The sequence below is a fragment of the Planosporangium spinosum genome (assembly GCF_049999945.1).
In the GTDB taxonomy this organism is placed as follows: Bacteria; Actinomycetota; Actinomycetes; order Mycobacteriales; family Micromonosporaceae; genus Planosporangium; species Planosporangium spinosum.
On the sequence record NZ_JBLYUB010000023.1, the window covers coordinates 80,677 to 99,348 of the forward strand.

The 18,672-nt window shown below is 73.6% G+C and carries 15 protein-coding genes and 1 pseudogene; 10 read left to right on the forward strand and 6 right to left on the reverse strand.

Features of this window, described 5'->3' with window-relative positions; all coding sequences use genetic code 11:
• Positions 1–64 precede the first annotated feature (64 nt).
• Together ACNTMW_RS25960 and ACNTMW_RS25965 are read right to left on the reverse strand one after the other, a co-directional pair.
• Positions 65–2,713, reverse strand: coding sequence for a winged helix-turn-helix domain-containing protein (locus ACNTMW_RS25960; RefSeq protein WP_426636425.1), 2,649 nt, complete (start codon positions 2,711–2,713; stop codon positions 65–67).
• A gap of 760 nt (positions 2,714–3,473) precedes the next feature.
• Positions 3,474–3,686 carry a hypothetical protein gene (locus tag ACNTMW_RS25965; RefSeq protein ID WP_426636426.1) on the reverse strand — a complete coding sequence of 71 codons (213 nt, stop codon included), beginning with the start codon at positions 3,684–3,686 and terminating at the stop codon, positions 3,474–3,476.
• A gap of 39 nt (positions 3,687–3,725) precedes the next feature.
• Here ACNTMW_RS25965 and ACNTMW_RS25970 point away from each other — a divergent pair, with 39 nt between their 5' ends.
• Positions 3,726–4,877: an acyl-CoA dehydrogenase family protein gene (locus tag ACNTMW_RS25970; protein WP_426636460.1), complete on the forward strand. Its 1,152-nt coding sequence runs from the start codon at positions 3,726–3,728 to the stop codon at positions 4,875–4,877.
• Between the two features lie 114 nt (positions 4,878–4,991).
• A complete protein-coding gene (locus ACNTMW_RS25975; protein ID WP_426636427.1) occupies positions 4,992–5,435 on the forward strand; it encodes an Lrp/AsnC family transcriptional regulator in 444 nt (147 codons plus the stop codon).
• Between the two features lie 9 nt (positions 5,436–5,444).
• On the opposite strand, the gene ACNTMW_RS25980 is transcribed toward ACNTMW_RS25975, so the two are convergent.
• The gene (locus ACNTMW_RS25980) at positions 5,445–6,017 is read right to left on the reverse strand and encodes a histidine phosphatase family protein (RefSeq protein WP_426636428.1); all 573 of its coding nucleotides are present in this window, start codon (positions 6,015–6,017) and stop codon (positions 5,445–5,447) included.
• 79 nt (positions 6,018–6,096) lie between these two features.
• Between ACNTMW_RS25980 and ACNTMW_RS25985 the strand changes: the two genes are divergently transcribed.
• Entirely contained in the window at positions 6,097–7,719 is a 1,623-nt protein-coding gene (locus ACNTMW_RS25985) for a DUF885 domain-containing protein (RefSeq protein ID WP_426636429.1), read from the forward strand.
• Entirely contained in the window at positions 7,716–8,276 is a 561-nt protein-coding gene (locus tag ACNTMW_RS25990) for a GNAT family N-acetyltransferase (RefSeq protein ID WP_426636431.1), read from the forward strand. Before ACNTMW_RS25985 ends, ACNTMW_RS25990 begins: the two co-directional genes overlap by 4 nt.
• Before the next feature lie 71 nt (positions 8,277–8,347).
• Here ACNTMW_RS25990 and ACNTMW_RS25995 read toward each other — a convergent pair whose 3' ends face one another.
• Positions 8,348–9,010, reverse strand: a complete 663-nt coding sequence (locus tag ACNTMW_RS25995; protein WP_426636432.1) for a hypothetical protein — start codon at positions 9,008–9,010, stop codon at positions 8,348–8,350.
• Positions 9,011–9,097: 87 nt separating this feature from the next.
• Here ACNTMW_RS25995 and ACNTMW_RS26000 point away from each other — a divergent pair, with 87 nt between their 5' ends.
• Complete coding sequence (locus ACNTMW_RS26000) at positions 9,098–9,808, forward strand: HAD family hydrolase (protein WP_426636433.1); 711 nt, start codon at positions 9,098–9,100, stop codon at positions 9,806–9,808.
• A 221-nt stretch (positions 9,809–10,029) separates the two neighbouring features.
• Here the strand turns inward: ACNTMW_RS26000 and ACNTMW_RS26005 are convergent, their stop codons facing one another.
• Positions 10,030–10,614: a DinB family protein gene (locus ACNTMW_RS26005; protein WP_426636434.1), complete on the reverse strand. Its 585-nt coding sequence runs from the start codon at positions 10,612–10,614 to the stop codon at positions 10,030–10,032.
• 301 nt (positions 10,615–10,915) lie between these two features.
• Here ACNTMW_RS26005 and ACNTMW_RS26010 point away from each other — a divergent pair, with 301 nt between their 5' ends.
• Together ACNTMW_RS26010 and ACNTMW_RS26015 are read left to right on the forward strand one after the other, a co-directional pair.
• Positions 10,916–11,533 carry a TetR/AcrR family transcriptional regulator gene (locus tag ACNTMW_RS26010; protein WP_426636435.1) on the forward strand — a complete coding sequence of 206 codons (618 nt, stop codon included), beginning with the start codon at positions 10,916–10,918 and terminating at the stop codon, positions 11,531–11,533.
• Complete coding sequence (locus ACNTMW_RS26015; RefSeq protein ID WP_426636437.1) at positions 11,530–12,783, forward strand: MFS transporter; 1,254 nt, start codon at positions 11,530–11,532, stop codon at positions 12,781–12,783. Before ACNTMW_RS26010 ends, ACNTMW_RS26015 begins: the two co-directional genes overlap by 4 nt.
• A 278-nt stretch (positions 12,784–13,061) precedes the next feature.
• Here ACNTMW_RS26015 and ACNTMW_RS26020 read toward each other — a convergent pair whose 3' ends face one another.
• Positions 13,062–14,435, reverse strand: a complete 1,374-nt coding sequence (locus ACNTMW_RS26020; protein ID WP_426636438.1) for a KamA family radical SAM protein — start codon at positions 14,433–14,435, stop codon at positions 13,062–13,064.
• A 94-nt stretch (positions 14,436–14,529) separates the two neighbouring features.
• Here ACNTMW_RS26020 and kdd point away from each other — a divergent pair, with 94 nt between their 5' ends.
• The 3 genes and pseudogenes from kdd to kamD form a co-directional block, all read left to right on the forward strand.
• Positions 14,530–15,558 (forward strand): L-erythro-3,5-diaminohexanoate dehydrogenase, encoded by a 1,029-nt coding sequence (kdd, locus tag ACNTMW_RS26025; protein WP_426636439.1) that lies wholly within the window; start codon positions 14,530–14,532, stop codon positions 15,556–15,558.
• Between the two features lie 5 nt (positions 15,559–15,563).
• Entirely contained in the window at positions 15,564–17,117 is a 1,554-nt protein-coding gene (locus tag ACNTMW_RS26030; RefSeq protein WP_426636440.1) for an amidohydrolase, read from the forward strand.
• A pseudogene (gene kamD, locus ACNTMW_RS26035) lies at positions 17,114–18,661 on the forward strand (lysine 5,6-aminomutase subunit alpha); the annotation flags it as partial. The gene ACNTMW_RS26030 and the pseudogene kamD, both read left to right, overlap by 4 nt.
• Between the last annotated feature and the right edge of the window lie 11 nt (positions 18,662–18,672).

Genomic DNA, 18,672 nt, shown 5'->3' on the forward strand with positions numbered 1-18,672 from the left:
TGCGAGGGCCCGTTCGGGGCAGGGAAGTACCCGTTCGGCCGGTGAAATACGGCCGAACAGCCGGTCAGATCAGGCCCACCTCCTGTGCCCGGCGGATCGCGTCCCGGCGGCGGCCGACGCCCAGCTTGCGGTAGACGTTCTTGACGTGGGTCTTCACCGTATTGGCCGACACACACAGCAGGGACGCGATCTCGGTGGTGGACATCATGCTGCGCAGGTGGCGCAGGACGATGAGCTCCCGTTCGGTCAGTGGTTCGATGCCGGCCGGCCGCGCCGCCGCGGTGGCCGGCCGGTCGACGGCCACCGCGCCGGTGACGTCGGTGACGACGTTGGCGTAGCCGGTACCGGCGGTCAGGTGCGTCACCAGCAGGTCGCGTGCCAGCGGGGCGTTGACCAGGAACGGCTCGCGCAGGCCCGCGGCGTTGGCCAGGTGCAGCGCGCGCTCGACGACGCGGCCGGCGGCCAGCCGGTTGCCGAGGGCGCGCAGGGCCACGGCGTGCAGCAGACACGCCTCCGCCGTGTACCGCGAGGTACCGGTGCCGGTGGCGTACGGGCCGACCGCCGCGGCGGCGGCCGACGCCTCGCCGGCCACCAGGTGCAGCCGGGCGCAGACGACCGCGGCCCACTCGGGGAGGGTGCCTTCCCTCGCGGCCGTGGCCGCCAGCCGGCCGGCGGTACGCGCATCCCCGAGCGCCAGGCGCAGCTCCGCCTCGACCAGGACAAGGGCGATGCCGCACGCGGGAGGCAGGCCGTCGACGCCGACGTCGACCGCGGCGGTCGCGAGGACCTCCAGTCCGCGCGCCGGTTCGCCGCGTAACAGGTGCAGTCGGGCCTGGGCGATCGCCGCGTTCGTCCAGACGGCCGGCTCGGGCTGTGCCATGCCGGCGGTGGCCTGATCGATGTGGTACGCGGCTTCGTCGAGACGGCCGCGGGCCAGACAGACGCTGCCGAGGATGATCCGGGCCCAGCCGACCTCGGCGACCTGGGTGGAGCCGGCGCGCGACACCGCGCCGAGGACGAGCTGGCAGGCGTGTACCGCCGAGCCGAGACGCCCCCTGGCCAGGTCGACGAGCGCCTGCTGGCGTAGGGCCGCGACGTACCCGCGGCCGGACCCGCTGCGGCGCGCCAGCGGCAGCGCCTCGCGGGCCGCCACCTCGGCCGCCTCCAGGTGGCCGAGGGCGAACTCGGCGTCCCCGGTCGCGGTCAGCGCCATGGCGCTGACCTCGTCGAGGACCCCCGCCGGCGCGCCTCGGACGCTCGCCAGCAGCCGGGCGGCGGCGGTCAGCGTGCGGTCGGCGTCCCAGGAGGTCCGCGCCTCGGCCAGCTGGGTGGCGTGGAGGATCGGGATCGTCGCCTCGTCCAGGTGTGGGCTGGACTCCGCCCGGCGCAGGAACGCGCGCATCCCGTCGAGGTCGCCGGCGTCGTGGTGGGCGACGGCGAACGCCAGCGCGAGCCGGGCGTCACCGGCGACCGCGTCGGGCGGCGCCGGCAGGGAGGTGAGCGGGCTGCCCCCGCCGTAGCCGGTCAGCAGTTCGCGCCAGTTCTGTACCAGTACCAGGATCGCTGCGTCCCAGTCACCGGCGGCGAGGCAGTGGCGCAGCGCCTCGGCCGGCAGGCCATTGCGCGCGTACCACCGGGCGGCCGCCGTGTGCAGCGCCGGTATCCGCTCCGGCGCCGACCGGCCCAGCTCGGCGTGCAGCGCCCGGCGCAGCAGTCGCCGGTACCGGTACCAGCCCTGCGCCCCGCCGCGGTAGACGACGAACGCGTTGGCCTGCTCCAGCTCGCCGAGCACCCGGGCGCCGTCGTGCCGGCCGGTCAGCGCCTCGACCAGGCCGGGGCAGACGTACTCGAGCACCGACGTGTAGAGCAGCGTCTCCCGCAGGTCGTCGGTGAGCCGGTGCAGGACCTCGCGGTCGAGGTAGTCGAGGAAGGCCCGGTCGCCCACGCCCAGATCCTCGACGACGCGGTCGGGCTCACCGTGCCACGACATCGCCCGCGCGGCGAGGGTCAGGCCGGCGGCCCAGCCCTCGGTGACGCCGAGCAGCGTGCGCACGGTCGCCCGCGGTACGTCGAGCTCGTGCCGGCGCAGCAGCGCGCACGCCTCGTCCGGGGTGAACGACAGCTGCTCGGTGCGGACCTCGGCGAGCTGTCCGGTGAGCCGCCACCGGTACAGCGGCAGGCGCGGCTCGCAGCGGGAGAGCATGACCACCCGCAGGGCCGGTCCGCCCTGGTGCAGCAGCCGCTCGACGTTGGCGAGCACGGCCCGGTCACTGACCAGGTGGATGTCGTCGAGGACGAGGACCGTCGGGGCCACGGGGGCCGGCCGGTCCGGCATGGTGCCGTCGGCCTCGACGGGGAGGCCGGCCCGGTTCAGCGCCTCCACGACGTGCTGCCAGGCCCGGGGCCCGGCGGCGGTCTCGAAGCCGACCCAGGCGACCGGCCCGCCGGCACGGTCGGCGCGGATCCAGGAGCTGAGCAGGACGGTCTTGCCCCAGCCGGCCGGCGCCACCACCAGGGTGACCGGGTGGCGCAGCGCGAGATCCAGCCGGTCGAGCAGGCGGGTACGGCGGACGTGGGTGGCCGGTAACGCCGGTACCAGGTACCGCGCGTCGGCCGGTGTCCACGACGCGGCGCCCGCGGGGGGCGGCCCGGTGATCGGGGATGCCGCCGGGTCGGCGGCGGGCGCGGTCGGCCCGGCCGGTGCGGGGGACATGGCCGGCTCGCCGTTGGTGGGCTTGGCCGGTCTTCGCCGGCCGCCCGGAGCGAGGACGTCACGAGGCGCCCGGCCGGCCCGGGGCGCGTTGAGCCGTCGTTGTGCGGGCAGTTCCGAGACGGCGGACAGGACGTGATTTGTGGAACGGCGGCCGTCCGGTCCCGTTTCCACGTGTGTCGCGGATATCGGCCCCCACCTCCCCCCAATGGGACTGGTCACCACATACCCATGGTCAAGATACGGGTACGGAGTGCTCTCGGCCCGCGTTTCTTGCCCGGCCGCGCGGGCTTAAACGTCCGTCGCTACGGGTGAATGCCGGCGGCACGCCGTTAAGGTCTGCTAACTGTTTCGCCGGGCCGGTGGGTGATCCGGATTCCGGTATCGACGGTTGACTACTGGCGGTATTTGAAGCGGTTCAATTGCGCGCAGTGAGTTAGGCAAATGGGAATCTTTATCCCAAAAGACGGCTGGGTCGATCGCGGAGGGTGAGGCGCCGGTGTCGCCGATCCGCGCCGGCTGAACTGCCGCGGAGGCCGACCGCCGGCCCCGCCGAGGCGCGCGCCGGTAACCAGGGGGGTGGTCGACCGCCTCGCGGTAACACTCAGGCGACTGTTCGTAATCACTTAGCGCGGCCCTGCCGATGGTGACGGATTACTTGAATCGTCCGAAATGAGCCACCAGACTTGCCGGATATATCGGAAAGTCGCGGCGAGGATGCCGGCGGAAAACCGCGACACGCCAGCGAGGGTACCCTCGCTCCTCACGGCTTTCTCAAATGGCGAAAGACGGTCGCCCCGTCCCCGCACGTTTTGTCGGCGTCCATCGCGCCGGTAGCTGTGCGCCCGGTATTCGGCGCGATCACGCCCGTGCCGACCGCGGCGTCGACGCCGGTGCCGCGATCCGGCCGGCCCACGGTGGCCTCCGCGCAAAACCAAACGACCGTTAAGCTGACGGTGTGGTCAACGAGGACCACGGACGAACCTCACCCCACGGATCTGGTGACCACGTGAACGTGCACTCCCACGTCGAGCGCATCCTGCCCAGCGACGAGGCGTACGCGCTGCTCGACCTCACCCGTGAGCTGGCAGACCGCGAACTCGCCCCCCGCGTCGACGACTTCGAGGCGCGCGGCGAGTTCCCGCGCGACCTGATGCGCACGCTCGGCCGCGCCGGCCTGCTCGGCCTGCCGTACCCCGAGGAGTACGGCGGCGGCGCCCAGCCGTACGAGGTGTACCTGCAGGTGATCGAGGAACTGGCCCGGCGGTGGCTGGCCGTGGCCGAAGGCGTGTCGGTGCACACCCTGGCCTGCTACCCGGTGGCCGCCTTCGGTTCGGACGCCCAGCGCAAACGCTTCCTGCCCGAGATGCTCGGCGGCGAACTGCTCGGGGCGTACTGCCTGTCCGAGCCCGCCGGCGGCTCGGACGCGGCGGCGATGACGACGAAGGCGGTCCGCCGGGGCGACCGGTACGTGGTGACCGGTACCAAGGCGTGGATCACCCACGCCGGGCACGCCGATTTCTACAACGTTTTCGGCCGCACCGGCGGCCCCGGCGCGGCCGGGGTGTCGTGCCTGCTGGCCGACGCGGCCACGCCCGGCGTCCTGCCGCAGGCGCGCGAGCGCACGATGGGCCTGCGCTCCTCGCCGGTGGCGCAGGTCGTGTTCGACGGGGCGGAGGTGCCGGCCGACCGCCTCCTCGGCGAGGAGAACGGCGGCTTCCGCATCGCGATGAGTGCCCTCGACGGCGGGCGCCTGGGCATCGGCGCGTGCGCGGTCGGGCTGGCGCAGGCGGCGCTGGACTACGCGGTCGCGTACGCGCGGGAGCGCGAACAGTTCGGCCGGCCGATCGCGCAGTTCCAGGGGGTCGGCTTCCTGCTGGCCGACATGGCCACCCAGGTGTCGGCGGCCCGGGCGCTGGTGCTCGCCGCCGCCCGGCTGCGCGACGCCGGTCGCCCGTACGGCGCCGAGGCGGCCAAGGCCAAGCTGTTCGCCACCGACACGGCGATGCGGGTGACCACCGACGCCGTGCAGGTGCTCGGCGGGTACGGCTACGTCGCCGACCATCCGGTCGAGCGGTACATGCGGGAGGCGAAGGTGCTCCAGATCGTGGAGGGCACCAACCAGATCCAGCGACTGGTCATCTCCCGCGCGCTGACGAAAGACTGACCGCACCCGGACCGCCGGGCGGACCCGGGGACGTGAGTGAAGCCACCGCCGGAGGGCGTGAGTGAAATACGGGACTCCGCCCTCCGGCCCGGCCGGCAGTGTAGTTTTCCGGGCGTGGAAGAGACCGATCGGGCCATTCTCGCCGCGCTCGCCGCAGACGGCCGGCAGTCCTACACCGACCTCGCCGACAAGGTCGGCCTGTCGGTGTCCGCGGTGCACCAGCGGGTACGCCGGCTCGAACAGCGCGGCGTGATCCGGGGCTACGCCGCCCGGCTGGACCACGAGGCGCTCGGTCTGCCGCTCACGGCGTTCGTGGCGATCCGGCCCATCGACCCGTCGCAGCCCGACGACGCGCCGGACCGGCTCGCCGACCTGCCCGAGATCGAGGCGTGCTACTCGGTGGCCGGCGACGACTTCTACCTGTTGCTGGTGCGCTGCGCGAGCCCGGCCGACCTGGAGCGGCTGCTGCAGGACATCCGTAAGGCCGCGAACGTCGCCACCCGCACCACGGTCGTGCTGTCCACGCCGTACGAGGGCCGCCCGCCGCAGATCAGGTGACCGGGCGGGTCAGTCGACCGGGTTGTTCCAGCGGGTGATCACCCGCTGTTCCCGTTCGAAGCCGAGCACCGACAGGGTCCCGGTGTCCAGCCGCAGCAGCCCGCCGGCCGACGGGGGCAGGCCGATCCAGCGGGCACCCAGTACCCGCAGCGCGTGCCCGTGCGCCACCACGGCCACGTCACCGTCGACCAGCAGCGGCCGGATCCGGTCGATCGCCCGGTCGAGGCGCTCGCCGACCTGCTGCGGAGACTCGCCACCGGGGCTGCCGTCGGTCCACAGCGTCCAACCCGGCCGGGACTGGCGGATCTCGTGCGTGGTCACCCCCTCGTACTCGCCGTAGTCCCACTCGGCCAGATCCTCGTCGACGGCGGTGACCGTGAGGCCGGCGAGCTCCGCGGTGCGCAGCGCGCGCTGTCGGGGGCTGGCGAGCACGGCCACGAACCGGCGACCGGCCAGCATCCGGGCCAGCGCCTTCGCCTGCCGCTCACCCTCGGAGGTCAGCGGCAGGTCGGTGTACGAGGTGTGCCGGTGCGACCGGCTCCACTCGGTCTGCCCGTGGCGGACCAGAACGATCTCTCCCATCGGCCCATCATCCCTGGCCGGACCTGCCGCGCCCGATCGTGGGTCGGCGCCGTGGGTCGGCGCGGCGTACGGTTTCCCGATGGCTGATCCGATCTTCGCGCTCGCCGACGGGTACGTCACCGCGTCCGCGGCGCTGGACCCGGTGGCGGCGACCTACCAGGGCATCGCCGGCCACGACCACGCCGGTACCGACTACGGCCCGGATGGTGCCGCCGCGCGCGCCGACCTCATCCGGGACACCCTGCGCCGGCTCGCGGCGACTCCGGGTGGCGACCGGCTCGCCGCCAGTCACCTGCGCGAGCGCCTCGAGGCGCGGCTGGCCTGGTACGACAGCGACGAGTGGATGCGTGACCTGGCCGCCGCGTTCGGCCGGGTACAGGCCGTCCGGGAGAGCGTCGACCTGGTGCGTCGCGACGGCCCGGACGGCTGGCAGCCGGTGGTCGCCCGGCTGGCCGCGGTCCCGGCGATGCTGGCGAGCTGGCGCGAGAGCCTGTCGCTCGGGCTGTCCCGCGGCCTGCCCGCGGCCCGCCGGCAGGCCGTCGAGACCGCGGATGCGGCCGCCGCCTACGCCGCCGGTACCCATGACGCCCTCGTCGCCGCGTACGGTACCGGGCCGCTGCGGGACGACCTGGCCGCCGCCGCGGCGGCCGCGCACGCCGCCTACCGCCAGACCGCGACGTACCTGCGCGGCGGCTACGTGCCGGCGGCGGCCGACGGTGACGGCGTCGGGCCCGACCGGCACCGCGTCTTCAGCCGGCTCTCGCTGGGCGCCGACATCGACGCCCGGGAGGCGTACGAGTGGGGCTGGGCGGAGCTGCACCGGATTGAGGACGAGCTGGCCGCGGAGGCCGGCGGGCGCCCGCTCGACGAGGTCGAGGCGGCGCTGGACGCCACCGAGTACGTGGACGGCCCGGATGCGTACCGGGCCTGGCTGCAGGACGAGCACGACGCCGCGATCGCGCGCGCCGACGGCGTCCACTTCGACATCCACCCGGATCTGCGCCGGGTCGAGGTCGTCCTGGCACCCGCGTCGAACGTGGTGTCCGTGTACTACACCGGGCCGAGCGAGGACCTGGTCCGCCCCGGGCGCACCTGGTGGTCGGTCGGCGGTCGCGAGCGGTTCAGCGTGTGGCAGGAACTGACCACCGCCTTCCACGAGGGCGTACCCGGCCACCACCTCCAGATCGGCCAGAGCCGCGTGGCCGGCGACCGGCTGTCGCGCTTCAGCCGGTTCAACGGGGTCAGCGGCCACAGCGAAGGCTGGGCCCTGTACGCGGAGCGCCTCGCCGACGAGCTCGGCTGGTACGACCGGCCGGGCACCCGGCTGGGCATGCTCAAGGACTCGGCGCTGCGGGCCGCGCGGGTCGTGATCGACATCGGACTGCACCTGGACCTGCCGCTGCCCGCCGCGGAGGCGCGCCGGCACGGCCCGCGTTGGACGTTCGAGGTGGCCGAGGCGGTGCTGCGCGAGCGCGGACGGTGCGCCGAGCACCGGGTCCGCAGCGAGATCATCCGCTACTGCGGCTGGCCGGCCCAGGCGACGGCGTACAAGCTGGGCGAGCGGGTCTGGCTCGCCGCGCGCGACGAGGCGCGGGCGCGGCAGGGCGCCGGCTTCGACCTCAAGCGCTGGCACACGGAGGCGATCGGGCTCGGGCCGCTCGGTCTGGACACGTTCGCCGACGCGCTGCGGGAGCGCGGATGACCGTCCTGGAGACCGCGCGCCTGGTGCTGCGCCGCTGGCGCCCCGACGACGCGCCGGCGATGGCGGAGATCAACGGCGATCCCGAGGTGATGCGGTGGATCGGCGACGGCTCGACCAGTGACCTCGCGCGCACCGAGGCCGGGATCGCCGCCTGCGAGCGGCACTGGGACGAGCACGGCTTCGGGCTGTTCGCCGTCGAGGTCCGCGACACCGGCGAGCTGGCCGGCTTCACCGGCCTGGCGACCCCCGACTTCCTGCCGGAGATCATGCCGGCGGTGGAGATCGGCTGGCGGCTGGGCCGGCGGTACTGGGGGCACGGCTACGCCACCGAGGCGGCCGGGGCGGCGCTGCGGTTCGCGTTCGCCGGCCGGGGACTGGACCGGATCGTCAGCGTCCACCAGGTCGGCAACACCGCGTCGGAGCGGGTGATGCACAAGCTCGGTATGCGGCTGGACCGGGAGGCGGTCCAGCCGTCGTGCGGCCGGCCGGTCCGGGTGTACGCGATCAGCCGCGCCGGGTGGGCGGCCGAGCAGGAGCGGGGGCCGGTGCCGCACTGACCGGCCGGGCACCGGACCGCGGGTCGGACGGCGTCCTGGCGCGGGTCCGCCGTCTCGCCGCGCGACCTCGCTCAGCGCGGGGGAGCGGCGGTCACGGCGTCGAAGTGGGCCACCACGCCGCGGGCGCCGTCGACGGCGCCCGCGGCCTCGTCGGTGGTCGGCACCGCCACCTCGGCCACGTGCCGCAGGTGCCGGTCGACCGCGTCGGCCAGCCGGCGCCAGCGCGCCGGCTGCGGCTCGTCGGTGTCGAGCGCGTCACGCAGGGCCTGGAGCCGGTCCAGGCCGACGCCCCGCAGGTGGCTGGCGTGCGTGAGGACGAGGCCGATGACGTGGGTCAGGTCGTCGTGATGGCCGCCGAGCCAGCGCCGGGTGCGGTAGACGCGGCCCAGATCGGGCCAGCGCTTGCGGGCGGCCTGGCGGGTGCTGCCGCTGGTGGTGCCCAGGTCGGCCAGGCTGGCGCCGAGCCACACGGCGTCGGCCGCCTCGTCGGCGGCGAACGCGGTGGCGACCTCGTCGACCAGCGCGCCGGCGAGCTGCGCGGCGCGTACCCGGCGCAGCCGGTCGCGGCGCAACCGGTACTCCTCGTCGGTGTCGCCGGGCCGGGCGACCGGCTCGGACCGCCTGAGGTCCGGGTCCGCGGCGAGCCGCTGGGTCATGCGTTCGAGCAGGTCACGGGCGAGTTTGCGGAGTTCGGCGTGGTCGGCGGCGGGCGCGGTTTCGTGCGGTCGTTCCATCGTGGCCTCCTTCGACAACCAGAGGTTCACACCATACCTGGCGTGTGAACCCCTGGTTCACACCCGCGGCGGGTAGAGTCGGCGGCCATGAGCGGGGGAGTACTGGTGCTGTGGGACGTCGACCACACGCTGGTCGACGCGGCAGGGGTCGGCGTGCGGGCCTTCCGGATCGCCTTCCGGCAGGTGTTCGGCCGCGACGACGCCGCGCGGCTGCCGCCGATGTCGGGGCGCACCGATCGGGCGATCGTGGTCGATCTGCTCCGGGCCAACGGCATCGCCGACCCCGACCGGCACCTGGAGGACTTCCGCGCCGCGGCCGAGCGGGCCCTCGCCGACCTGGACGGCGCGCTGCGCGCCGAGGGGCGGGCGCTGCCGGGAGCGGCCGACGCGCTGCGCGCGCTGAGCCGGGAGACGGCGGTGCAGACGCTGCTCACCGGCAACATCCGGGCCTTCGCCGAGGCCAAGATGCGCGCGTTCGCCCTGGCCGAGCACCTCGACCTCGACATCGGCGCGTACGGCTGGGCGCACGCGGTGCGCGCCCGGCTGGTCGACATGGCGCGCGCCGCCGCCGGCGCCCGGCACGGGCGGGAGTTCACCGGCCGGTCGACGGTCCTGGTGGGGGACACCCCGCGCGACGTGGAGGCGGCGCTCGACAGCGGGGCGGCGGTGGTCGGTGTCGCCACCGGCGGGTACGGCGTGGCGGAACTGCGGGCCGCCGGTGCCCACGTGGTGCTCGGCGACCTCACCGACACGCCCGCGGTCCTGGCCGCGATCACCTCCGCCGCCCGCCCCGACTGACGCACCCGCACCGCCTGCGCGGAAACCTCCGCCGCCGGGCCCGCGGGCGGACACACCCGCTCCATCCGGCGGCCCGGGCAAGACACCTAGCATCCTAGGACGCCTTGGCGGTGGTGCCGCCCGTCACCATTGCGGCGCACACCCCGCTGGCCGGGCGGGGGAGCCGTCGCAGCCCAGCCACCGGGGTGTGCGCCGCCCGGCCACGGACGGGCGGCGCCACGTCAGGCGGCGTGTCCGGCCCTCGCGCCGAGGGTGTGGCGGTTGCGGTACAGGTCGCGCAGCAGTAGCACCTCGGCGCCGTGGTGGAGCACCTCACGGTTGATGTGCAGCACGAGCGCGGCCAACGGGTGGTCGGCGAACGCACCCTCGGCCGGACCGCACGGCCGGGCCAGGCCGTCCGCGCCGAGGCCGCGCACGCCGTCGCGCCACACCGCGTACGCCACGTCGAGCTGCCGCAGCGCGCCGGCAGCCGTGCCGGAATACGCGAACGTCCGGTGGTCCACGGCCGGCGCACCGAAGTGGGAGGCGGCCCGCTCACCGAGGACCCGGGTGATGATGTGCCCGAGCCGCCAGGCGATCGTAGTGACCGGCACCGGCCGCGGCTCCGGCACCATGAAGTCGACGGTGAAGTCCCCGCCGGCGGCGATCGGTGCGGTGGCGGTGCCCCGCGGACGTACGTTCCAGCAGCCGGCCACCGGCTCCCAGCGGTACTCGTCGTCGGTGAGGCCGTCGAGCCGTGGGCGCAGGTGGTGCTGCCAGTGCCAGTCCAGCTGGTCGATCAGGTGGCCGTTCCAGTCGATGTCCATGCCGACGACGGTAGGGGAGATCGAGGACAGTACCGGTCCTCAATGGGGGACAGACTCCGGTTCGTGCCGGCCATCCCCGCCGCGGACACCTCGGCCCGGCTGCTGTCGCCGCTGCGGTCACGGCCCGACTGGACCGGCACGGACCTGGCCGAACGCCTCGCGGTCACGCTCCGCACCGTGCCGGGACACCGACCGGCTGCGCCGACTCGGCTATCCGGTGCGGTCGGCCGCGACCGGTACATGACTCCGTCACCGGAGCGCGTTATGTACAGCTGTACATTTCAGGTGTATGGTTGCGCCCATGCCGACGGAGATCGAATCGGGGGCCCGGCGGGTCCGGCGGTTCGACCCGCGGCGACGGGAGCGCATCCTCGACGCCGCGATCGAGGTCATCGCCGAGCGCGGCGTGGCGGGCACGACGCACCGGCTGATCGCTCACGCGGCGAACGTGCCACTGGGGTCGTTGACCTATCACTTCACCGGCCTCGACGAGCTGCGCGCGCAGGCGTTCACCCGGCTGGCCGAGCGGCTGTCGCGGGCGTACGTGGCGCACTTCGACGGCGTCCGCACGCTGGACGAGCTGGTCGAGGCGGTCACCGACCTGGTGCACGGCAACGTCGGCGCCGATGCGGCGGAATGGACGGTCAGCTACGAGCTCTACCTGGCCGCGCTGCGCGACCCGGCGCTGCGGTCAGTGACCGGGGAGTGGATGCGCACCAGCCGCACGGTGCTGGAGCGGTTCGTCGACCCGGACACCGCCCGCGGCCTCGACGCCCTGATCGAGGGCCTCGCGATGCACCGCATGCTGTCGACCGCACCGTTCCCGCGCGCGGTCACGCGGGCCGCGGTCGCCCGCGCCGTTCAACCGCTGCCCGGCGCCACCGCCGCGCCCACCCCTGAGCCCGAAGGACGCCCATGACCCCGACCACCGCCGCACCGATCGCTCCGGCCGCGGTCCGCGCCGCCACCGCGGCCACCTACGCCGCGTTCATCGGGTCAGGTTTCGCGTTCGCCAGCTGGGCCGCGCGCATCCCACAGGTGCGCGACCGTCTGCACCTCGACCCGGCGACCCTCGGACTGGTGCTGCTGGCGATCGCCGCCGGCTCTCTCCTCGCGTTGCCGCTGTCCGGGCCGGTCGTCACGCGGTTCGGCTCCGCGCGGACGGTCAGGGCGATGGCGATCCTGCTCGGTGTCGGCCTGACCATCGCCGCGTTCGGCTCCCTCGTCGGCGTGGCGCCGGTGGTCGTCGGACTGTTCCTGCTCGGCTTCGCCAACGGCGCGTGGGACGTGGCGATGAACGTGCAAGGGACGGTTGTGGAGCGGTACCTCGGCCGGTCGATCATGTCCCGCTTCCATGCCGGGTTCAGCCTCGGCACCGTCGCCGGCGCACTGCTCGGCGCGGCCATGGTCGCGCTGCACGTATCGGTCGCCGCGCACCTGGCCGCCGTTGCGCTCGTCGTCGCGGTCGGAGTGCCGTGGTACGCGCGACGCTTCGTCTCCGACCACGACGAGACCGAGCCGGTCACCGCCGGCGAACCGTCCCGCTCCGGCGCGCTCGCCGCCTGGCGCGAGCCGCGCACCCTGCTCGTCGGGGTGTTCGTGCTCGCCTTCGCGTTCGCCGAGGGCACCGGCAACGACTGGATCAGCGTCGCCGCCATCGACGGCCACCACGTGGCGGACGCGCTCGGTACGCTCGCCTTCGCCGGCTTCCTCATCGCCATGACCCTCGGCCGCTGGTTCGCCCCCGGGCTGCTGGACCGCTACGGTCGGGTCCCGGTGGTGCGGACCCTCGCCGTCGTCGCCCTCGCCGGCGTCGTCCTGTTCGTCTTCGGTCCGTCGCCGGTCTACGCGTTCGCCGGCGCCCTGCTCTGGGGCCTCGGCGTCTCGCTCGGCTTCCCGGTCGGCATGAGCGCCGGCGGCGACGATCCGCGACGGGCGGCCGCCCGGGTCAGCGTCATCGCCTCGATCGGCTACTGCGCCTTCCTCGCCGGCCCGCCCACCATCGGCTTCCTGGGCGACCACATCACCGTGCTGCGCGCCCTGACCGTCGTTGCCGTGCTGCTCGGCCTGGCCGCCCTGGTCGCCGCCAGCGTCCGCCCGCTCCGTACCGAACCGGCCGCACCCGGAACCGTGCGTGACGACCGCGGGACGCTCTCGCCGACCGGGTGAGCGCTCCGTCGGCGAGCCGAGCACGTCGACGGACACCGACCGGCTCGTCGGTGTTGCCCTGCGCCGGCAAGGCTAGGGGTTGACCAGCGGAAACACCTCTTAACCTAGCGTCCTAGGATGCCCGAAGCGGATGTGGCTACCGCCACATCGCAGCTCAACGCCGCTACGCGGCGTGTTCTCGGCTTTGGTCCTCCCGCGTGCGCGGGTACGACGCGGGACACGACGACGGCGTGGACCCACGGTGGGTCCACGCCGTCGTCGGCTGCCGGCTGAGTCCGTCAGGCGGGTACCGCCACCGCCTGCTTCTCCTGTTCCTGCTTGCGCCACCACTTCTGGCCGGATTCGGGGAGGGTGTCGATCGGGTCGTAGTACGGGTAGGTGCGGGCGAGCGCCTCGGCGTCGTCGGACTCGATGGAGGTGCGGTAGTTCTTGGTCCAGTACGAGACGCCGCGCTCGCGGTCGTACTCGGTGAGCATGTGTACCCAGCGCTTGCCGACGAACGGTACGTCGCACACGATCCGCGGGGTGGCGTAGCCGGGCAGGTAGCCCATGATGTCGTGCTGGAGCTGCTGGGCCTGCCAGACGGCGACGCGCCAGTGTTCGGCGTTGGGGATCATGTCGCACATGTAGAAGTAGTACGGCAGGATGCCGGCTTCGCCCTGGAGGGCGAAGCACAGGTCGAGCAGGTCGGCGGTGGTGGCGTTGACGCCGCGCATGAGGACGCCCTGGTTGCGGACGTCGCGGACGCCGACTTCGAGGGCGGTGTGTGCGGCCTTCGCCACGAGCGGGGTGAGGGACTGCGCGTGGTTGACGTGGGTGTGGATGGCGAGGTTGACGCCGCGGCGGGCGGCGGTGCGGGCGACGCGTTCCATGCCTTCGACGACGTCGGGTTGCAGCCAGTGCTGGGGGAGGCCGGCGAGCGCCTTGGTGGCCAGTCGGATGTCGCGGATGGTCTCGATGTCGAGCAGGCGCATGAGGAAGGACTCGAGGTTGCGCCACGGCACGTTGGCGACGTCGCCGCCGGAGACGACGACGTCGCGGACGCCGGGGTGGTGGCGCAGGTAGTCGATCATGGTGTCGTACCGGTCGACGGGTTTGAGCTGCAGGCGCAGTTTGTCGACGGTGGGGGTGGAGTTGCCGACGAGGTCCATGCGGGTGCAGTGGCCGCAGTACTGGGGGCAGGTGGCCAGCAGTTCGGCGAGGACCTTGGTGGGGTAGCGGTGGGTGAGGCCTTCGGCGACCCACATGTCGTGTTCGTGCAGTGAGTCGCGGGTGGCGTAGGGGTGGGACGGCCAGTCGGGGTGCCGGTCGGAGGCGACGGGGATCATGTACCGGCGGACCGGGTCGGCGTAGAAGCTGTCGGTGTCCGGGGTGGCGGCGGGCACCATGGTGTTGAGCATCTGTGGTGTGACCAGCATGGACATGGTGGCCAGGCGCTGCTGGTCGGCGACGAGGTCGGTGTAGAAGGTCTCGTCGACGAGGTCGCCGAGGACGGTGCGGAGTTGTTTGACGTTCTTGACGCAGTTGGTGCGCTGCCACTGCGCGGATTCCCACTGTTCGCGGGTGACCTGGCGCCAGCCGGGCAGCCGGGTCCAGTCCGGTTCGACCAGCTCGCGTCGCTGATACAGGTAGGGCTGGCCGGTTGTGTTCACGGCGGCTCCTTAGAGAAGGTGGAGAATCTTTGGCAAGTAGATTAACCTGCCGGAAGATTTCTCGTAAGGTCGCCATATAAACGTAGGAGCTTTCATGACGTCGCGTGTCGGGTTGCACCGGGTGCTGGAGCCACGCGGAGTGCTGCCGCAGGCGGCGCAGCGGCTGGACAACCGGCCGCAGATCGGACCGGACGAGGTACGCGTGCGGGTCGAACGGCTCAACCTGGACGCGGCGAGCTTCCGGCAGCTGGCGACCAAGCACGGCGGCGACGGCGCGGCGGTACGCGCCGAGGTGCTGGCGATCATCGAGGCGCGCGGCAAGATGCACAACCCGGTGACCGGCTCGGGCGGCATGCTCATCGGCACGGTCGACGAGGTCGGCCCGGATTCGCCGCTGGGGCTGAAGGCCGGTGACCGGGTCGCGACGCTGGTGTCGTTGACGCTGACGCCGCTTGCCGTCACCGACGGGCTGGCCCGTTGGGAGGGGCTGAGCGAGCAGGTGCCCTGCGACGGGCACGCGATCCTGTTCGGCCGGTCGATCGCGGCGGTGCTGCCCGACGACCTGCCGGCGGAGCTCGCCCTGGCGGTCCTGGACGTGTGCGGGGCGCCGGCGCTGACCGACCGGGTCGTGCGCGGCTACGAGCACCCCACGGTGGCGGTGATCGGCGGTGCGGGCAAGAGCGGCAGCCTGTCCCTCGCGGCCGCCCGCCGCGCCGGGGCCCGTACTGTCGGGGTGGTTCCCAGCACCGTGGAGCGGGACCTGCTGGCGCGGGCCGGCCTGGCCGACGCGGTGGCCCTCGCCGACGCCCGCGATCCGGTGGCGCTGTCCGACGCGGTCACCGCAGCGCTGGGCGGGCCGGCCGACGTGACCGTGGTCTGCGTGGACGTGCCGGGCTGCGAGCACGGGGCGATCCTGTCGACCACCGGCGGCGGTACGGTGATCTTCTTCTCGATGGCGACGTCGTTCGCCGCGGCGGCGCTGGGTGCGGAGGGCCTGGCCGCGGACGTGACGATGCTGGTCGGCAACGGGTACGTGCCGGGTCACGCCGCGTTCGCGCTGGACCTGCTGCGTGGCGAGCCGGCGGTGCGGCGGCTGTTCGAGGCACGGCTGGCGGCAGACTGAAGCCCATGACCCCCTCGACTCTGTACCGCAATGCGCGGGTGTACAGCGCGACCGTGCCGGGTGCGACCGCCCTGCTGGTGCGCGACGGCCGGATCGACTGGTTGGGCGGCGACCAGGACGCCCCGCCCGCCGACCGGGTGGTCGACCTCGGCGGCGCACTGGTCACCCCCGCCTTCGTCGACGCCCACGTACACGCGTTCGACACCGGTCTCGTGCTGACCGGCCTGGACCTGTCCGGTACCCGCTCGCGGGCGGACGTGCTCGACCGCGTCGCCCGGCACGCCGCGGACCTGCCGGGCGACGCGGTCGTGGTCGGCCACGGCTGGGACGAGTCCGGCTGGGCCGACCAGCGGCCGCCGACCGCCGCCGAACTGGACCGGGCCGCCGGTGGCCGGGCGGTGTACCTGTCACAGGCGTCGGTGCACTCGGCGGTCGTGTCGTCGGCGTTGCTGGCGCGGGTGTCGCCGGACGTGCCCGGCTACGCGGGCGACGGCTGGCTGCGCCGGGACGCCCACCATGTGGCGCGGGGCGTGGCGCACGGTTCGATCGGGGCGGCCCAGCGCCGGCGGGCGCAGGTGGCGGCGCTGCGGCACGCCGCGTCGCTGGGGATCGCGGCGGTGCACGAGTGCGGCGGGCCGGGCACCAGCGACGAGGAGGGCTTCCAGGCGCTGCTGGCGAGCTCGCGCGAGGGTGGTCTGCCGGAGGTGTACGGGTACTGGGGTGAGCTGGGCGCGGCGGCGAAGGCCCGCGAGTTGGGCGCGGTAGGGGCCGGTGGGGACCTGTACGCCGACGGGGCGCTCGGGTCGCACACCGCGCATCTGCGGGAGCCGTACCGGGACGCGGACACCTCCGGGCACGGGTACGTCAGCGCCGAGCAGGTCGCCGAGCACCTGGTCGGCTGCGTGCGCGAGGGGGTGCAGGGCGGGTTCCACGCCATCGGCGACGCGGCGATCGGTACGGTCCTGGACGGGTTCGCGAAGGCGGCGTCGGTGGTGGGGGTCGACGCGTTGCGGGCGGGCCGGCATCGCATCGAGCACCTGGAGATCCTGGACCGGGAGCTGATCCGGGGGCTGGTGGAGTACGGGGTGGTCGCGAGTGTGCAGCCGGCGTTCGACCGGCTGTGGGGCGGCGAGCACGGCATGTACGCGCAGCGCCTGGGGGTGGCGCGGTCGCTGTCGTCCAATCCCCTCGGCGCCTTGTCGGGTGTCGGGGTGGCGCTGGCGTTCGGGTCGGACTCGCCGGTGACGCCGCTGGATCCGTGGGGCACGCTGCGCGCGGCGGTCGGCCACCACAACCCGGTGTACCGGATCGGTGTGCGGACGGCGTTCGCCGCGCACACCAGGGGCGGGTGGCGGGCGGTGCACCGCGACGCCGACGGGCGGCTGGCCCCGGGCGTGTCGGCGACGTTCGCGGTGTGGGACGTGCCGGTCGGCGCCGGCCTGACCGGCGGACTGCCGACGTTGGTGCCGGCGGGGCCGGACGAGCCGGTGCCGGCGCTGCCGGTGTGCCGGCGGACGGTGCTGCGCGGTGAAGTGATCTACGACGTGGAGGATGCGTGAGCGGGAAGCTCGACCTCGACCCGGCGGTGGTGGAGCGGGCGCGGCGGTTGGCGCGCCGGGCCGGCCGGCCGGTGGTGGACCTGGCGCGTAGCCATACGACGGTGTCGGTGGAGCGGGCGGTGCTGCGCCTGGCGGGGGTGTCCGGGGCCGACCCGGACGGCATCCCGTGGGTCAACCGCCTCGTCGACGCGGTGGTGGCCGACGTGGGCCTGGGGCATGGGGTGGCGCTGCCGGTGTTCGACGCGATGGCCCGCGAGGGCGTCGAGGACGTGACGCTGCTGGCGCAGAAGGCCGCGGCCGGGTCGGTGCGTTTCCAGGTGCCGGTGGGGAAGCCGGCCACGGCCGCGAAGCGGGCCGCCCGGCGGGCGGTCAAGGCGGGCATCACGCGGATCGACCGGCGGCGGGCCGAGCGGGAGCGGCTGGTCAAGCGGCACGGTGATCCCCGGCAGCGGCCGTGGATCTACCTGATCGTGGCGACCGGTGACATCTACGAGGACATCCCGCAGGCGCAGGCGGCCGCGCGGGAAGGCGCGGACATCATCGCGGTGATCCGGTCGACGGGGCAGTCGCTGCTGGACTACGTGCCGGAGGGCGCCACCCGGGAGGGGTTCGCCGGCACGTACGCCACGCAGGAGAACTTCCGGCTGATGCGGGCGGCGTTGGACTCCTCGTCGCGGGAGCTGGGCCGGTACGTGCGGCTGACCAACTATGCCAGTGGCCTGTGCATGCCGGAGATCGCGACCCTGGCCGGCCTGGAGCGGCTGGACATGATGCTCAACGACTCGATGTACGGGATCCTGTTCCGCGATATCAACCCGATCCGTACGTTCGTTGACCAGCGGTTCTCCCGCCAGGTTCACGCGCGGGCCGGGATCATCATCAACACCGGTGAGGACAACTACCTGACCACGGCCGATGCGGTGGAGGCGGCGCACACGGTGACGGTGTCGCAGCTGCTCAACGAGTACTTCGCGCACGAGGCCGGGTTGGCGGACTGGCAGCTGGGTCTGGGTCACGCGTTCGAGATCAACCCTGATCTGCCGGAGTCGTTCCGGCTGGAGCTGGCGCACGCGTTGTTGGCGCGGGAGCTGTTTCCGGACGCGCCGTTGAAGTGGATGCCGCCGACGAAGCACATGACCGGGGACGTGTTCCGCGGCAACCTGCTGGGCGGGTTCTTCAATCTGGTGGGCGCGATGACCGGTCAGGGCATCCTGCTGGTGGGGATGATGACCGAGGCGGTGGTGACGCCGTGGTTGTCGGACCGGGACATCGCGCTGCAGAACGTGCGGTACGTGCTGAACGCCGCCGGTGGGCTGCACGAGGACTTCGTGCCGGCGCCGGGCGGGTTCATCCAGCAGCGGGCGCACCGGGTGTTGGCGGAGTCGGTGGAGCTGCTGGAACGCATCTGTGACGACGGGCTGCTCAACGCGATCGCCGACGGCACGTTCGGCATCATGAAGCGCCCGGCCGACCGGGGCAAGGGCCTGGACGGGGTGGCGCGGCACGAGGCCGGCTACTACAACCCGGCGACCGAGATCCTGGAGGCCGAGGCCCC

Coding starts and splice junctions, on each gene's coding strand:
- ACNTMW_RS25960 (WP_426636425.1), bottom strand. CDS start 2,713: ATGTCCCCCGCACCGGCCGGGCCGACCGCGCCCGCCGCCGACCCGGCG.
- ACNTMW_RS25980 (WP_426636428.1), bottom strand. CDS start 6,017: ATGGGAGAGATCGTTCTGGTCCGCCACGGGCAGACCGAGTGGAGCCGG.
- ACNTMW_RS25985 (WP_426636429.1), top strand. CDS start 6,097: ATGGCTGATCCGATCTTCGCGCTCGCCGACGGGTACGTCACCGCGTCC.
- ACNTMW_RS25990 (WP_426636431.1), top strand. CDS start 7,716: ATGACCGTCCTGGAGACCGCGCGCCTGGTGCTGCGCCGCTGGCGCCCC.
- ACNTMW_RS25995 (WP_426636432.1), bottom strand. CDS start 9,010: ATGGAACGACCGCACGAAACCGCGCCCGCCGCCGACCACGCCGAACTC.
- ACNTMW_RS26000 (WP_426636433.1), top strand. CDS start 9,098: ATGAGCGGGGGAGTACTGGTGCTGTGGGACGTCGACCACACGCTGGTC.
- ACNTMW_RS26005 (WP_426636434.1), bottom strand. CDS start 10,614: ATGGACATCGACTGGAACGGCCACCTGATCGACCAGCTGGACTGGCAC.
- ACNTMW_RS26010 (WP_426636435.1), top strand. CDS start 10,916: ATGCCGACGGAGATCGAATCGGGGGCCCGGCGGGTCCGGCGGTTCGAC.
- ACNTMW_RS26015 (WP_426636437.1), top strand. CDS start 11,530: ATGACCCCGACCACCGCCGCACCGATCGCTCCGGCCGCGGTCCGCGCC.
- kdd (WP_426636439.1), top strand. CDS start 14,530: ATGACGTCGCGTGTCGGGTTGCACCGGGTGCTGGAGCCACGCGGAGTG.
- ACNTMW_RS26030 (WP_426636440.1), top strand. CDS start 15,564: ATGACCCCCTCGACTCTGTACCGCAATGCGCGGGTGTACAGCGCGACC.